The sequence below is a fragment of the Rhodospirillales bacterium genome, from assembly GCA_016872535.1.
Classification (GTDB): domain Bacteria; phylum Pseudomonadota; class Alphaproteobacteria; order Rhodospirillales; family 2-12-FULL-67-15; genus 2-12-FULL-67-15.
The window spans coordinates 1-15388 of sequence record VGZQ01000073.1; the positions used below are offsets into that span (position 1 = coordinate 1).

The window sequence follows — 15388 nt, forward strand, 5'->3', positions numbered from 1 at the left end:
ACGAAATCACCGTCATCTTCCACGACGGCGCCCGCCTCAAGGCCGAGGTGGTCGGGCGCGACGCCAAATCCGATCTTGCGGTACTGAAAGTCAACCCGACCGGCAAGCTGTCGGCGACCAAGTTCGGGAACTCCGACAAGGCGCGCGTCGGCGACTGGGTGATCGCCATCGGCAATCCGTTCGGCCTCGGCGGCACCGTCACCGCCGGCATCGTTTCGGCGCGCGGGCGCGACATCAACTCCGGTCCCTACGACGACTTCATCCAGACCGACGCCTCGATCAACCGCGGCAACTCCGGCGGGCCGCTGTTCAATCTGCAGGGCGAGGTGATCGGCATCAATACCGCGATCTTTTCGCCCACCGGCGGCAGCGTCGGCATCGGCTTCGCCATTCCCACCGCCAGCGCCGAGCCGATCATCCGCCAATTGATCAAGAGCGGCCAGGTCAAACGCGGCTGGCTCGGCGTTCATATTCAGGGCGTGACCGACGAGATCGCGGAGACCCTCGGCCTCAAGCAGGCGACCGGCGCGCTGGTCGCCAGCGTGATCAAGGGCGGCCCCGCGGAGAAAGCCAAGATTCAGCCGGGCGACGTGGTGTTGAAATTCGACGGCCGCGACGTGACCGAAATGCGCCGCCTGCCCCGGCTGGTCGCCGATACCGAGGTCGGCAAGAAGGTTCCGATCGTGGTCTGGCGCGAGGGCAAGGAAGTGCGCCTCGAGGTCGCCGTCGGCCAACTCGAGGACGACACCAAGGTCGCCGCCCGCACCGGTCCCGGCGGCAAGGGCGACAGCCGCACCGGCGACGGGCTCGCTCTCGACGACGTCGGTTTGACCGTGGCCGAAGCCGGCCCGCGCGTGAAGGAGCGCTTCAAGATCGAGAAGGACGTCAAGGGTGTGGTGGTGACCAACGTCGCCGACAACGGGCCCGCGGCCGAAAAAGGCATTCGCCCGGGCGACGTGATCGTCGAGGTCAGCCAGCAGGAAGTCTCGAAGCCTGCCGACGTCGCCGCCAAGATCCAGGAAGCGAAAAAAGCCGGCAAGAAATCGCTGCTGATGCTGGTCGAAGGCCAGGGCGGCATGCGCTTCGTCGCGGTTCGTCTCGGCAAGGGCTAATTCCGACCCGCGAACTCCTCGTCCGCGTAACCCTGCAAATAAAGCAGCGCGGTAAGATCGGCGTGGCGGATGGCGATGGGTGCCGCCGCCGCGACCGCCGGTTTCGGGCGGTAGGCGACGCCGATCCCGGCCTCCAGGATCATGGGCAAGTCGTTGGCTCCGTCGCCGACGGCGATGGCTTCCGACGGCGCGATCCCGCGCCGCGCTGCGGCTTCCAGCAGGGCCGCCCGTTTCGCGTCCTTGTCCAGGATCGGCTCGACCACCCGCCCGGTGAGCTTCCCTTCCGCGATTTCGACCTCATTGCCGGTTTCGGCGTCGAAACCGGCGAGCGCGCCGATGCGCGAGGTGAAATAGCGAAAACCGCTGGACACGAGGAAGGTATGCGCGCCGTGGGCGCGCATGGTCGCGACCAGCGTCGCCGCGCCGGGATTGAGGCGCGCTCGCGCAAAGGTCTTTTCGAGGTAATCAGCGTTGAGCCCCTTGAGCAGCGCGACCCGCGCGCGCAGGGAATCCTTGTATTCAATCTCGCCGTTCATGGCGCGCGCGGTAATGGCTGCGACATCGGCCTTGAGATTGGCAAAATCCGCGAGTTCGTCCAGCATTTCACCCGCGACGATGGTCGAATCCATGTCGGCGACGAGGAGCTTCTTTCGCCGTCCGTCGGCGGAAAGCGCGGCGGCGTCGATCCGTCGACTGCCGATCGTGGCGAGGGCTGCCCGCGCGGCGGCGCTTTGGGCAATGCCGGCATGAGGCCATTCGCACGCGCGGCGGGGGGAAAGCCAGCGTACGGCACCCAAGGCCGCGCCTTGTTGCTTGAGGGAATCGCGGACCGAGGCGACAATGCCGTCGTCGAGCGAATCGCCCTCCGCGGGCGCGATCAGAACCAGCACGGAATCCATGCCGGCTACATAAATCGGCGGCGGCGGCGAGCACAAGGCGGATGAGCGTGGAAACCCGAAAACCGATCGTCGTCATCGCCGGGCCGACCGGTTCGGGCAAGTCCGCGCTCGCGCTGGCGCTGGCCGAACGCTTCCGGGGCGCGATCGTCAACGCCGACAGCCAGCAGGTCTACCGCGAGCTCTTTGTGCTGACCCAGCGCCCTTCGCCGAGGGACGAGGCGCGCGCGCCGCATTTTCTTTATGGCGTGCTGCCGGCGGCGGAACGTTGCTCGGCCGGGCGTTGGCTCGGTCTCGTGCTTCAAGCCATTGCCGAAATCCGGAGCGAGGGACGATTGCCCTTGGTCGTCGGCGGCACCGGGCTTTACCTCAAGGCGCTGATGGAAGGGATCGCCGAGGTTCCGCCGATCCCGCCCGAAACTGTCGCGGCGGCGCGGAGTTTGCGCGAGCGGATCGGCAACGCGGCGTTTCGCGCCGAACTCGCGCGCCTCGATCCGGAAGGTGCGGCGCGGATCGCCGAAAAAGATTCGCAACGTTTGGTGCGCGCTTATGCGGTCCGCCGGGCGACCGGGGTTTGCCTGAACGAATGGCACCGACGCGAGCGGGGTCGCGCGCGGGCGCGGTCCGACCGGTTCCTCGTCCTCGCGCTCGATCCGCCGCGCGACGAACTCGATCGGCGTCTCGATCTTCGTTTCGACGCCATGATGGCGGAAGGCGCGCTCGCCGAAGCGCGCGCGCTCGACCGTCTCGGTCTCGATCCGACCTTGCCGGCGGTGAAGGCGGTCGGCGTGCGCGAGTTGCTCGAACACCTGGCGGGCCGGGCGGCCCTGGAGGAGGCGGTGGCGAAGGCCAAGCGCGCCACCCGCCAGTTCGCCAAGCGCCAACGTACGTGGCTTCGCAACCAGGTTGCGGGCGCGCGCACGTTCGGATGCTTCGGCGAAACGGCCATCGACGAAGCTTCACGCGCGGTCGCGGCTTTTCTTGCCGTTTAGGTAATTTTGTTACCGAAGCAGCGCAATAATCTTTCCATTTATTCGTTGACCGAAGGGGGTCGAGCGACTAGGTTTCCACTCCCCGCGCGCCGCCCGGATGGCGGCGCAGAGCGGCATTGGCCGTGAACAGACCGTTTTGCCCCAATCGTTGCCCCAATTGTTGCCCTAATTGTTGAAAGTCGCGCGATGACCAAGGACCAGACGACCGGCGCCGAAATCGTCATTCAGGCGCTCAAGGATCAAGGCGTCAGCCACATCTTCGGCTATCCGGGCGGCGCGGTCCTGCCCATTTACGACACGCTGTTCGGCCAGAACGACATCCGCCACATCCTCGTGCGCCAGGAAGGCGGCGCGGTGCACGCGGCCGAGGGTTACGCGCGCTCGACCGGCAAGGTCGGCGTGGTGCTGGTGACCTCGGGGCCGGGCGTGACCAACGCGGTCACCGGGCTTACCGACGCCTTGATGGACAGCATTCCGCTCGTCTGTCTCACCGGCCAGGTGCCGACCCACCTGATCGGCAACGACGCATTCCAGGAATGCGACACCACCGGCATCACGCGCCCGTGCACCAAGCACAACTACTTGGTCAAAAGCGTCAACGACCTTGCCCGCATTCTGCACGAGGCGTTCCACGTCGCGCGCTCGGGCCGGCCCGGCCCGGTGGTGGTCGACCTGCCCAAGGACGTGCAATTCGCGACCGGCCCTTACCTGCCGCCGGCCAAGGTCGTGCACAAGAGCTACAAGCCGCGCCTCAAGGGCGATCCCGCCCAGATCAAGCGCGCGGTCGAAATTCTCGCCAACGCTAAGCGTCCGATCATCTACGCGGGCGGCGGCGTGGTGAATTCGGGCCCGTCGGCGTCCCTGCTGCTCGCCCAGTTTGCGCGGACGACGGGATTCCCGGTGACGCTGACGCTGATGGGCCTCGGCGCATTCCCGGCGTCGGACCCGCAATTCCTCGGCATGCTCGGGATGCACGGCACCTACGAGGCCAACCTTGCCATGCACGGTTGCGATGCCATGATCGCGATCGGCTCGCGCTTCGACGACCGCATCACCGGCAAGCTCGCCGCGTTCTCGCCCAATTCGCGCAAGATCCACATCGACGTCGATCCCTCGTCGATCAACAAGAACGTGCCGGTCGAAGTCGGCATCGTCGGCGACGTCGCCCACGTGCTCGAAGACCTGATCAAGTTCTGGAAGAGCGCGCAGGCCAAGCCCGACGCCAAGGCGCTCAAGGCGTGGTGGAAGCAGATCGACGACTGGCGCGCGCGCGAGTGCCTGCGTTTCAAGAATTCGGACGATGTGATCAAGCCGCAGCACGCCATCCGGCGGCTCTACGAGCTGACCAAGGATCGCTCCGATGTCTTCGTCACCACCGAAGTCGGCCAGCACCAGATGTGGGCGGCGCAATTCTTCAAGTTCGAAAAGCCGAACCGGTGGCTGACCTCGGGCGGGCTCGGCACCATGGGCTACGGCCTGCCGGCGGCGATGGGGGTTCAGGTCGCGCACCCCAAGGCGCTGGTGATCGATATCGCCGGCGAAGCCTCGATCCTGATGAACATCCAGGAAATGTCGACCATCGCCCAGTACCGCCTGCCGGTAAAGGTGTTCCTGGTCAACAACCAGTACATGGGCATGGTCCGCCAGTGGCAGGAGCTGCTGCACGGCGGGCGTTATTCCGAAAGCTACATGGACAGCCTGCCCGACTTCGTGAAGCTCGCCGAATCCTTTGGCGCGCTCGGCTTGCGCGCGACCAAACCGGCCGAGATCGACGGGGTCATCAAGGCGATGATCGAAAGCCCGAAGTCGGTGATCGCCGACATCCTGGTCGATCCGAAGGAAAACTGCTTCCCGATGATTCCGTCGGGGGCGGCCCATAACGAAATGCTGCTCGGACCGGCGGACAAGAGCGAACAACCGGTTTCCGAGGAAGGCATGGTGCTGGTATGAAGGCGCGCCGCCGCTTTCGCCCGCGCCGTTCTCATAACCAGGAACTTCCGTTGTGACCCCGAAAATCGAACCCGTCGCCCGGCACACCATCGCCGTGCTCGTCGACAACGAGCCGGGCGTGCTCGCGCGCGTCATCGGCCTTTTCTCGGGACGCGGCTACAACATCGAGAGCCTGACGGTGGCTGAGGTCAACGCCGCCGACCGGCTGTCGCGCATCACCGTCGTTACCTCGGGTACCCCGATGGTGATCGAGCAGATCAAGGCCCAGCTCGCGCGCCTGGTGCCGGTGCACAAGGTGTCCGACCTGACCGTAGCCGGTCCGCACGTCGAGCGCGAGCTCGCGCTGGTCAAGGTGCGCGGCACCGGCGATCGTCGGGTCGAGGCGCTGCGCATCGCCGACATTTTCCGCGCCCGCGCGCTCGATTCGACCGCCGAATCGTTCGTGTTCGAAATCGTCGGCGATGCGGGTAAGCTGGATGCCTTCATCAATCTCATGTCCGGGCTCGGCCTGGTCGACGTTTCCCGCACCGGGGTCGTCGCCATCGCCCGCGGCCCCGAACCCTTGTAATCCGGAAAGGACTTTAGCCATGCGTGTGTATTATGACCGCGACGCCGACGTGAACCTGATCAAGTCGAAGAAGGTTGCCGTCGTCGGCTACGGCAGCCAGGGTCACGCCCACGCCTTGAACTTGCGCGATTCTGGCGTCAAGGACGTGGTGGTCGCGCTACGCGAAGGTTCGGGCGCGCGCAAGAAGGCCGAGGATGCCAAGTTCAAGGTCGTGACTCCGGCCGAGGCCGCCAAGTGGGCCGACGTGATGATGGTGGTCACCCCGGACGAGGGCCAAGCCAAGCTCTACGCCGACGATCTCGGCCCCAACATGAAGAAGGGCGCGGCGCTCGCCTTCGCCCACGGGCTCAACATCCACTTTCGGCTGATCGAGCCGCGCGCCGACCTCGATGTGTTCATGGTCGCGCCCAAGGGCCCAGGGCATACGGTCCGTTCCGAATACCAGCGTGGCGGCGGCGTGCCGTGTCTGTTGGCGGTCGAGCGCAACCCTTCCGGCAACGCCCACGACATCGGCCTCGCCTACGCCTCGGCCATCGGCGGCGGGCGCTCCGGCATCATCGAGACCACCTTCCGCGAGGAATGCGAAACCGATCTCTTCGGCGAACAGGTGGTGCTGTGCGGCGGGCTCACCTCGCTGATCATGGCCGGCTACGAGACTCTGGTCGAGGCCGGCTACGCGCCGGAGATGGCCTATTTCGAATGCCTGCACGAAGTGAAATTGATCGTCGATCTGATCTACGAAGGCGGCATCGCCAACATGCGCTATTCGATCTCCAACACCGCCGAATACGGCGATTACACCCGGGGTCCGCGGGTGATCGACGCGGCGACCAAGGCGCGCATGAAGGAGATCCTCGATGACATCCAGTCGGGCCGCTTCGCCCGCGACTGGATGCTGGAAAACGCCGCCGGCCAGCCGAGCTTCAAGGCCATGCGCCGACGCGCGGCTCAGCACCCGATCGAGCAGGTCGGCGAAAAGCTCCGCGGCATGATGCCGTGGATCGCCAAGAACCGGCTGGTCGATAAGAGCAAAAACTGACGTAAATCGGATTTAGACGCGCCGGTACCGGGGGCGGGGTTCCGCCCCCGACGCGTTTATGGTGAACGCAGGTCCGGATCGCGGCGCGGAAGGTCCGGAGCGCGGCGCGGAGGGCTGGAACACATAGAGAACATAACCATTTACCCCGCCTTAAGCCCCTCTCGAAAGAATGCGGGATTGTCCAGAGTTGACAATGGCGAAGGGGGATTGTCTTTATCCTGTCCTTGGGCCATCTAGGCGTAGGGCTTCGGCGCCGGCGTCGGGGCCATATCGAGCGGCGGCCAAACTGCGTTGACGAAAGTGTCATGAACGAATTGCGCGCCACGACCATGATCGCTCCTCGGGTTCCGGCCCGGGGTCGTTCGCGCGCGCGCGCTTTGGCCCGCGGCGGAAAGGGAACGCTCCTTCGACTTAGGGGCCTCTGACGCGTGGCCCGCGCGGACTTCGGTCCGCGCCCGGGCGAGCGTACAGAGGAGATCGAATGTCGTTCTTGGGGATCGATTCCCCGAGAGTCCCCTAGTCCCATGATGCGTTGAAGGAACACCTGCCATGAATCCCGCCCGCGAAAATAAACGCGAAAACAAACGCGAACCGAATCGAGTCGTCATTTTCGACACCACCTTGCGCGACGGCGAGCAATCGCCGGGCGCGTCGATGAATCTGGACGAAAAAATCCGCATCGCCCAAACCCTCGAGGACATGGGCGTCGACGTGATCGAAGCCGGCTTCCCGATCGCGTCGCCCGGCGACTTCGAGGCGGTCAATCGTATCGCCAAGATCGTCGTCAATTCCACCGTCTGCGGCCTCGCCCGCGCGACCAAGGGCGACATCGACCGTGCGGCCGAGGCCTTGCGCCCGGCGGCGCGCCGGCGCATCCACACCTTCATCTCCACCAGCCCGCTGCACATGAAATACAAGCTGCAGATGGAGCCGGACGCGGTTCACGACAAGGTGATCGAAAGCGTCACGTACGCCCGGCGCTTCACCGACGACGTCGAATGGTCGTGCGAGGACGGCACCCGCAGCGAGCACGACTTTCTCTGCCGCTGCATCGAAAGCGCGATCAAGGCCGGCGCCACCACCATCAACATCCCGGACACCGTCGGCTACACGGTGCCGGAGGAATATGCCGCCCTGATCCGCATGCTGTTTGCGCGCGTGCCGAACATCGACAAGGCGATCGTCTCGACCCATTGCCACAACGACTTGGGCCTCGCCGTCGCCAACTCGCTGGCTGCCGTCGGCGCGGGCGCGCGCCAGATCGAATGCACGGTCAACGGCTTGGGCGAGCGCGCCGGCAACGCGGCGATGGAGGAAGTGGTGATGGCCCTGCGCACGCGCCACGACCGCATGCCCTTCGTCACCAACGTCAAGACCGAGCGCATCATGAAGGCTTCGCGCCTGGTATCGGCCATCACCGGCTTCGTGGTCCAGCCGAACAAGGCGATCGTCGGCGCCAACGCTTTCGCCCACGAATCGGGCATCCACCAGGACGGCATGCTCAAGCACGCCGGCACCTACGAGATCATGACTCCGGAATCGGTCGGTCTGGTGCGGTCCAAGATCGTGCTCGGCAAGCATTCCGGCCGCCACGCCTTCCGCGAAAAGCTGGCTGAACTCGGCTATGCCCTTGGCGACAACGCGCTGACCGAAGCGTTCACGCGCTTCAAGGTCCTGGCCGATGCCAAGAAGGAAGTCTTTGACGAGGATATCGTCGCCCTGGTCGACGACGAAATCGCCCATGCCAACGAGCGGGTCGGCCTGGTGTCGCTCGAAATCCTGTGCGGGACCAGGCATCAGCCGCCCAAGGCCGAGCTGGAACTGCGGATCGACGGGACGGTCAAGTCATGCAAGGCCTCGGGCGACGGCCCGGTCGATGCCGCCTTCAAGGCGATCCGGGAGCTGTTCCCGCACGACGCCCGGCTGCTGCTCTACCAGGTCCACGCCGTCACCGCCGGCACCGACGCCCAGGCCGAAGTTACCGTGCGGCTTGAGGAGAACGGCCGCTCGGTCAACGGTCAGGGCGCCGATACCGACACCATGGTCGCCTCGGTCAAGGCCTACCTCAACGCGCTCAACAAGCTTTTGGTGAAGCGGGAGAAATCCGCGCCCGCGGCCATGTCCGCCTAAATAGGACACGGCCGCCGCCCAACAACAAAAGCAAGAACGACAGAAGGAACGACGCCCGATGCTCTCGCAACTGTTCGGATTTCTCTCCGCCGATATGGCGATCGATCTCGGCACCGCCAACACCTTGGTCTACGTCAAGGGACGCGGCATCGTCCTCAACGAGCCGTCGGTGGTGGCGATTTCGGAGGGCAAGGGCCGGCGCCATGTGCTGGCGGTGGGCGAGGAAGCCAAGCAGATGCTCGGGCGCACGCCCGGCAACATCCGCGCCATCCGCCCCTTGCGCGACGGCGTGATCGCTGATTTCGAGGTGGCGGAGGAGATGATCAAGTACTTCATCCGCAAGGTCCACAACCGCAGCCGTTTCGCCCGGCCGCTGGTGATCGTGTGCGTGCCGTCGGGCTCGACCGCGGTCGAGCGCCGCGCGATTCAGGAATCGGCCGAAAGCGCCGGGGCGAGCAAGGTGTTCCTGATCGAGGAGCCGATGGCGGCCGCGATCGGGGCCGGCCTGCCGGTGACCGAGCCGACCGGCTCGATGGTCGTCGACATCGGCGGCGGCACCACCGAGGTCGCGGTGCTTTCCCTCGGCGGCATCGTTTATTCGCGCAGCGTGCGCGTGGGCGGCGACAAGATGGACGAAGCGATCATCGCCTACATCCGCCGCCACCATAACCTGCTGATCGGCGAAAGCTCGGCCGCGCGCATCAAGGAGGAAATCGGCTCCGCCTGCCCGCCGGCCGAAGGCGAGGGCGCGACCATGGAAATCAAGGGTCGCGACCTGATGAACGGCGTGCCGAAGGAAATCCTGATCAGCGAGCGCCAGATCGCCGAAAGCTTGACCGAGCCGGTCGGCGCCATCATCGAGGCGGTCAAGGTCGCGCTCGAACACACCGCGCCCGAGCTCGCCGCCGACATCGTCGACAAGGGCATCGTGCTGACCGGCGGCGGCGCGCTGCTCGGCAATCTGGATTATGTGCTGCGCCACGCCACCGGCCTGCCGGTATCGATTGCCGACGACCCGCTGTCGTGCGTGGTCATGGGCACCGGCCGCGCGCTCGAAGACATGCGCCGGCTCAAGGACGTGCTGCATACGATGTACTGAGGCTGTTGGGGCGCCAAGGCGCCCGGGACACGGAAAACGCGATGGATAAGCCGAGGATCCTCGCCCGCTTCGCCCAGCCCATGCGCGGACTGCTGCATCGGTTCGCGTATGCCGGGCTGATCGCGGCCGCGTTCGGGTTGATGATGCTGGGCAAGGTCGACGCACTACTGATGGATCGTATCCGGGTCAATGTGGTGGACGCGGTCGCGCCGATCATGAACGCGCTCTCGCGTCCCGCCGCCGCCATCGACGGCGCCATCGACAAAGGCCGCGAACTCGCCCGCATCCACGAGGAAAACGCGCTGCTGCGCGCCGAGGTCGAAACGCTGCGCCAGTGGGAATCGGCGGCGCGCCGGTTGGAGGGCGAGAACGAAACCCTGAAGACGCTGCTCAAATGGGCGCCGCCGCCCGAGGCGACCTTCGTCACCGCGCGCGTGATCGCCGACGTCGGCGGCACCTTCGTGCACAGCATGATCGTCGCCGCCGGCGAGCGGGACGGGGTCAAGAAGGGCCTTCCGGTCATGACCGGCGACGGGCTCGCCGGGCGCATCGCCGCGGTCGGCAATCATTCCGCGCGCCTGTTGCTGGTGACGGATTTGAACTCCCGCATCCCCGCGATCGTCGAGCGTACCCGCACCCGCGCCATTCTCGCCGGCGACAACACCGACCGCGCGCGATTGATTTATCTCTCCGACGGCGGCGCGGTCGCGGCCGGCGACCGCATCGTCACTTCCGGTCACGGCGGGGTGTTCCCGCCCGGGCTGCCGATCGGGGTGGTGGTGTCGGTCGCGGACAACGGCGTGCTGGTCAAGCCGTTCGTCGAACGCTCGCAGCTCGATTTCGTGCGCGTGGTCGATTTCGGCTTGGCCGGCATTCTCGAGGGCCCGCCGCCGCCCCGGGTTGAGCCCGCCCAACAACGCCGCCGCGCGGTGCGCAAGGAAGCCGCGAAAAGCGACGAGGGCGCGGGCCGATGAAACCGACGCTCGGGCAACGGCTGGACGCCCAGGCCCGACGCCTGGCGCCGGTTGCGATAACCTTTGTCTTGGTACTGCTGGCGGCGGTGCCGTCGCACGTGCCGGGACTCGCGCGGATCATGCCGCTTCTGGCCCTGATCGGCGTCTATCACTGGACCGCGTACCGCCCCGACCTGATGCCGGCGCGGGCGGTTTTCGCGATTGGGCTTTTCCAGGACATTGTCGGCGGCGGGCCGCTCGGGCTCTATACCGCGGTCTTCCTGCTGGTTCACGGCGTGATCGTTTCCCAGGCGCGGTTTTTCGTCGGCAAGGGATTCGGCATGCTGTGGATCGGCTTTGCCGTGATGTCGGCCGGGGCGGCGCTGATCGCGTGGTTCACGGCCATGGTGCTCAACGCGGCGTTCATCGATCCGCGCAGCCTCGTCTATCAGTACCTGCTCACCCTCGGGATTTATCCGATATTGTCGATGCTGTTCCTCCGCTGGCATTCGAGCCTGGCAACGGAAAACTGAGAATCGGCCATGCTGCGCGACGCCGAACGGCAAAAACTATTCAATCGGCGGATGGCGCTTTTGGCCGGCGGCAAGCTCGCGCTTTTTTCGGCGCTCGCCGCGCGGATGTATTACCTCCAGGTGCTCGAATCGGAGCGCTATCGCACCCTTGCCGATGAAAACCGGATCAACCTGCGCCTGTTGCCGCCGCCGCGCGGCCGGATCGTCGATCGGTTCGGCGAGCCGCTCGCCGTCAACGAGCGCAATTTCCGCGTTCTGGTCACCCCCGAACAGGCGGGCGACCTCGAGGCGACGCTCGACACCATCGGCAAGATCGTTCCGATCGGCGAAGACGCGCGCCGGCGCATCCTGCGCGAAGCGCGGCGGCGGCGCAGCTTCGTGCCGCTGACCGTGCGTGAAAACCTGGAATGGGAGGATGTGGCGCGGATCGAGGTCAACGCCCCCGACTTGCCCGGAGTTATGATCGATGTCGGCCAGTCGCGCCGCTATCTCTATCCGGACGAAACCGCGCACGTGCTGGGTTACGTTGCCGCCGTGTCCGAACGGGAATTGACCGGCGACCCGCTGCTCGAACTGCCCGGCTTCCGGATCGGCAAATCGGGCATCGAGAAAGTGCACGACCTGGCGTTGCGCGGCACCGGCGGCAGTTCTCAAGTGGAAGTCAACGCTTTCGGCCGCGTCATCCGCGAACTCGCCCGCAAGGAAGGCCAGCCCGGCGGCGAGGTTCGCCTGACCGTGGACCTCGAACTGCAGCGCTTCATCGCCAAGCGCTTCGGCGAGGAAAGCGCCTCGGCCGTGGTGCTCGACGCCCATTCCGGCGAGGTGCTGGCGTTGGTGTCGACGCCAGCCTACGATTCCAACGCGTTCAATCGGGGTCTGAGCGGGGAGGAATGGCGCAAGCTCAGCCGCGATCCCTATACGCCGCTGGTCAACAAGGCGATCGCCGGCCAATATCCGCCGGGTTCGGTGTTCAAGATCGCGGTCGCGCTGGCCGCCCTCGAGCGTGGCGTCATTACGCCCGCCCAGCGGATTTTCTGTCCCGGGTATTACACCCTCGGCGACGCGCGGTTCCATTGCTGGCGCAAGCACGGCCACGGCTGGGTCGATCTGCACACCGGCATTTCGCGTTCTTGCGACGTCTATTTCTACGAGTTGGCCCGGCGCCTCGGCGTCGATCGCATCTCGCAGATGGCCAATCGCCTCGGCCTCGGCACCGTCCAAGACATCGACTTGCCGGGCGAGCGCGCGGGCCTGATGCCGACCCGCAAGTGGAAGCTGGATATCACCGGCGTGCCCTGGCAGGGCGGCGAAACCCTGATTTTCGGCATCGGCCAGGGCTACGTTCTGGCGACGCCCTTGCAGCTCGCGATCATGACCGCGCGGCTGGTCAACGGCGGTTTCGCCGTGACTCCGCGTCTCACGCGCGAAGTGCGCGCCGGCTTTTCCGAGGCGGTCGAGCGGCGCGAGCCGGCCGAGCCTTTCAAGTCCCTCGGCCTCAACTCGCTGCACGTCGAATGGGTGCGGGCGGCGACCGACGCGGTGGTCAACGAGCCGGGCGGAACGGCCTACACCGCCCGGATCGCCAAGCGCGGTTTCGAGATGGGCGGCAAGACCGGCACGTCCCAGGTCCGGCGTATTTCCAAGGCCGAGCGCGAGCAGGGGCTGAGAAAGAACCACGAAATCCCCTGGCGCGAGCGCGACCACGCGCTGTTCGTCGGGTACGCGCCGGTCGCGTCGCCGCGCTACGTGGTGGCGGTGGTGGTCGAACACGGCGGCGGCGGCGGTGCGGTGGCCGCGCCGATCGCGCGCGATATTCTCCTCATGGCCCAGGAACGCGCCCGCCTCGGCGACGGCGTGCAGCGGACGGCCAGTCGCACGGGCGAATCCCCGCGCGCGGCGAACAATGGCGCGGGCGAATCCCCGCGCGCGGCAAGCGACGGCGCGGGCGCACCGGCTCCGTCCGGCGCCGGCGGGTAGAGGGGCCGCGATCATGCGCGCCCAGACGTTCGACCGCGGTCAAATGCCGCTTCGCCAGAAATTCCGGGAAATCCGCTGGTTCCTGGTGCTGCTGTTGGCTCTGATCGCCTCGGTCGGCTTCGTCATGCTCTATTCCGCGGCGGGCGGCAGCCTGGACCCTTGGGCGTCGCGGCAAATGGCGCGTTTCGCTTTCGGTGTGGCGCTGCTGGTGACCATCGCGGTGACCGATATCCGGGTCTGGTTCAAGTACGCCTACCCTGTTTACGGGCTCGCATTCGCGCTGCTGATCTGGGTCGAGGTCGCCGGACGGATCGGCATGGGCGCGCAGCGTTGGTTGTCGTTCGGCATCGTCAATTTCCAGCCGTCCGAGTTGATGAAGGTCGCTTTGCTGCTGGCGCTTGCCCATTACTTTCACGGCGGCTCGTCGGAGGACGTTCGCCGGCCGCTGTTCCTGGTCGTACCGGTGGTGCTGGTCATCCTGCCGGTCGGACTGGTTCTCCGCCAGCCTGACCTCGGCACGGCGATGATGTTGCTGTTGTCGGCGGCGGCGCTGTTCTTCGTCGCCGGGGTTCGGATTTGGAAATTCGTCGCCGTCGGCTTGACGGCGCTGGCGGCGATCCCGATCGCCTGGCAGTTTCTGCGCGGTTACCAGAAAAAGCGGGTGATGTCCTTTCTCGATCCCGAACAGGACCCGCTCGGCGCGGGCTATCACATCATCCAATCCAAGATCGCGCTTGGCTCGGGCGGGTTTTTCGGCAAAGGCTTCCTGCAGGGGACGCAAGGTCATTTGAGCTTCCTGCCGGAAAAGCAGACCGATTTCATCTTCACCATGCTGGCGGAGGAATTCGGCATGCTGGGCGGGCTGACATTGCTCGCGCTTTATGCGCTGGTGCTGCTTTACGCCTACGCCATCGCCTTTTCCTGTCGTAACCATTTCGGCCGGCTGCTCGCCATGGGTATCGCCAGCATGTTCTTTCTCTACGTGTTCATCAACATCGCCATGGTCATGGGCCTAGTTCCGGTGGTTGGCGTGCCGTTGCCGCTGGTGTCCTACGGCGGCACGGCGATGTTGACTATCCTGATCTCGTTCGGCTTGCTGCTCAACGCGCACGTTCACCGCGACGTCATGATGGGGCGGCTCGGCGGTCCGGGCGGCATCTAGGAATTTGTCGGTGACGACGGTCGATATTCTCCGCGGCGAAATCAAGGCCCTGGTGTTCGACCAGTACGGCACCATCGTCGACATGCAGAAGGGGCTGACCGAAGTGGCCGCCCCGTTCCTCAAGGCCAAGGGATGGTCCGGCAAGCCGGATTCGTTCGTAACCTGGTGGCGGCGCACGCATTTCGAGAATTCGATGATCGACGCGCTGTGCGATCGCGGCCATACGCCCTATCGGCTGATCGGGCAGCGCGCGGTGTCCTACGTCATGGACCGTTGCGACATTGCCCACACGCGCGAGGACGCGGAAAGGCTGGTGGCGGAAATCGAACGCCTGAAGCCGTTTCCCGACGTGGTTGCGGCGCTCGGGCGGTTGCGCAAAAGGGGCTACACGCTCGCCATTCTCTCCAACGGCGACCGCGACATGCTCGAGGCCGCCGGCCCGCACATCGGATTCGATTTCGATCGCGTGATCTCGGCCGAGGAAGCGGGTTATTTCAAACCGCATTGGAAGACATACGCGAAGGCCGAGGCGATTCTCGGCGTCGACCGTTCGCGCTGCCTGTTCGTCGCCAATCACGCGTTCGATTGCATCGGCGCCAAGGCCTACGGAATGCGCGCCGCCTTTATCGACCGCCGCCGCCGCCCGTTCGGCCAGACGCCCCACCAGCCGGACGCGGTTTTTTCCGATTTCGCCGCTCTCGCGGACGCGCTGGCCTGACGTGGTTTTCGCCGTTGCCGCGGGGCGCGACGACAGGGGCGCGCGCCCTTGCGCGGCGGCGCGGTCGCGGGGTATAAAGCGGCCCCTTTCGGAAGTATTCCCGGGGGGCGCATAGCTCAGATGGTAGAGCAGCTGACTCTTAATCAGCGGGTCCCAGGTTCGAGTCCTGGTGCGCCCACCACCTTTCCCGTTCCACGCGATTTTGGTTAACCCGCCCGCCGCCGGACGGACGAGGTCAATTTCATTCCGTTGGTTCCTG

At 65.7% G+C, this 15388-nt stretch carries 12 protein-coding genes, 1 tRNA gene and 1 pseudogene; 13 read left to right on the plus strand and 1 reads right to left on the minus strand.

Annotation, left to right across the window (positions count from 1 at the left end; translation table 11 throughout):
• Nucleotides 1-1112: PDZ domain-containing protein (locus tag FJ311_13025; protein ID MBM3952360.1), on the plus strand; the 1112-nt coding region annotated here is incomplete at its 5' end.
• Here the strand turns inward: FJ311_13025 and serB are convergent.
• On the minus strand, nucleotides 1109-2011 hold the full coding sequence (gene serB / locus FJ311_13030; protein ID MBM3952361.1) for a phosphoserine phosphatase SerB: 903 nt from the start codon (nucleotides 2009-2011) through the stop codon (nucleotides 1109-1111). The genes FJ311_13025 and serB overlap by 4 nt on opposite strands.
• A 41-nt stretch (nucleotides 2012-2052) precedes the next feature.
• Between serB and miaA the strand changes: the two genes are divergently transcribed.
• The 12 genes and pseudogenes from miaA to FJ311_13090 all read left to right on the plus strand — a co-directional run bounded on the left by miaA (nucleotide 2053) and on the right by FJ311_13090 (nucleotide 15310).
• Nucleotides 2053-3000: a tRNA (adenosine(37)-N6)-dimethylallyltransferase MiaA gene (gene miaA / locus FJ311_13035; protein MBM3952362.1), complete on the plus strand. Its 948-nt coding sequence runs from the start codon at nucleotides 2053-2055 to the stop codon at nucleotides 2998-3000.
• 186 nt (nucleotides 3001-3186) lie between these two features.
• Nucleotides 3187-4950: an acetolactate synthase 3 large subunit gene (locus FJ311_13040; GenBank protein MBM3952363.1), complete on the plus strand. Its 1764-nt coding sequence runs from the start codon at nucleotides 3187-3189 to the stop codon at nucleotides 4948-4950.
• Between the two features lie 52 nt (nucleotides 4951-5002).
• Nucleotides 5003-5518: an acetolactate synthase small subunit gene (gene ilvN / locus FJ311_13045; GenBank protein ID MBM3952364.1), complete on the plus strand. Its 516-nt coding sequence runs from the start codon at nucleotides 5003-5005 to the stop codon at nucleotides 5516-5518.
• Between the two features lie 19 nt (nucleotides 5519-5537).
• Entirely contained in the window at nucleotides 5538-6557 is a 1020-nt protein-coding gene (gene ilvC / locus FJ311_13050) for a ketol-acid reductoisomerase (GenBank protein MBM3952365.1), read from the plus strand.
• Between the two features lie 549 nt (nucleotides 6558-7106).
• Nucleotides 7107-8687: a 2-isopropylmalate synthase gene (locus FJ311_13055; protein MBM3952366.1), complete on the plus strand. Its 1581-nt coding sequence runs from the start codon at nucleotides 7107-7109 to the stop codon at nucleotides 8685-8687.
• Between the two features lie 58 nt (nucleotides 8688-8745).
• Nucleotides 8746-9786: a rod shape-determining protein gene (locus tag FJ311_13060; GenBank protein MBM3952367.1), complete on the plus strand. Its 1041-nt coding sequence runs from the start codon at nucleotides 8746-8748 to the stop codon at nucleotides 9784-9786.
• 41 nt (nucleotides 9787-9827) lie between these two features.
• Nucleotides 9828-10760: a rod shape-determining protein MreC gene (gene mreC / locus FJ311_13065; protein MBM3952368.1), complete on the plus strand. Its 933-nt coding sequence runs from the start codon at nucleotides 9828-9830 to the stop codon at nucleotides 10758-10760.
• Nucleotides 10757-11272, plus strand: coding sequence for a rod shape-determining protein MreD (gene mreD, locus FJ311_13070; protein ID MBM3952369.1), 516 nt, complete (start codon nucleotides 10757-10759; stop codon nucleotides 11270-11272). Before mreC ends, mreD begins: the two co-directional genes overlap by 4 nt.
• A gap of 9 nt (nucleotides 11273-11281) precedes the next feature.
• Nucleotides 11282-13246 (plus strand): annotated as a pseudogene (mrdA, locus tag FJ311_13075) (penicillin-binding protein 2).
• A gap of 16 nt (nucleotides 13247-13262) precedes the next feature.
• On the plus strand, nucleotides 13263-14411 hold the full coding sequence (rodA, locus tag FJ311_13080; protein MBM3952370.1) for a rod shape-determining protein RodA: 1149 nt from the start codon (nucleotides 13263-13265) through the stop codon (nucleotides 14409-14411).
• A 10-nt stretch (nucleotides 14412-14421) separates the two neighbouring features.
• Nucleotides 14422-15129, plus strand: a complete 708-nt coding sequence (locus FJ311_13085; GenBank protein MBM3952371.1) for a haloacid dehalogenase type II — start codon at nucleotides 14422-14424, stop codon at nucleotides 15127-15129.
• A 105-nt stretch (nucleotides 15130-15234) separates the two neighbouring features.
• A tRNA-Lys gene (locus FJ311_13090) sits at nucleotides 15235-15310 on the plus strand.
• The last annotated feature ends 78 nt before the right edge of the window (nucleotides 15311-15388 follow it).

What these genes read in the sequence shown, in the direction of transcription:
- FJ311_13055 (MBM3952366.1), top strand. Translation starts at nt 7,107, where the DNA reads ATGAATCCCGCCCGCGAAAATAAACGCGAAAACAAACGCGAACCGAAT.
- FJ311_13040 (MBM3952363.1), top strand. Translation starts at nt 3,187, where the DNA reads ATGACCAAGGACCAGACGACCGGCGCCGAAATCGTCATTCAGGCGCTC.
- ilvC (MBM3952365.1), top strand. Translation starts at nt 5,538, where the DNA reads ATGCGTGTGTATTATGACCGCGACGCCGACGTGAACCTGATCAAGTCG.
- FJ311_13060 (MBM3952367.1), top strand. Translation starts at nt 8,746, where the DNA reads ATGCTCTCGCAACTGTTCGGATTTCTCTCCGCCGATATGGCGATCGAT.
- mreD (MBM3952369.1), top strand. Translation starts at nt 10,757, where the DNA reads ATGAAACCGACGCTCGGGCAACGGCTGGACGCCCAGGCCCGACGCCTG.
- serB (MBM3952361.1), bottom strand. Translation starts at nt 2,011, where the DNA reads ATGGATTCCGTGCTGGTTCTGATCGCGCCCGCGGAGGGCGATTCGCTC.
- miaA (MBM3952362.1), top strand. Translation starts at nt 2,053, where the DNA reads ATGAGCGTGGAAACCCGAAAACCGATCGTCGTCATCGCCGGGCCGACC.
- mreC (MBM3952368.1), top strand. Translation starts at nt 9,828, where the DNA reads ATGGATAAGCCGAGGATCCTCGCCCGCTTCGCCCAGCCCATGCGCGGA.
- rodA (MBM3952370.1), top strand. Translation starts at nt 13,263, where the DNA reads ATGCGCGCCCAGACGTTCGACCGCGGTCAAATGCCGCTTCGCCAGAAA.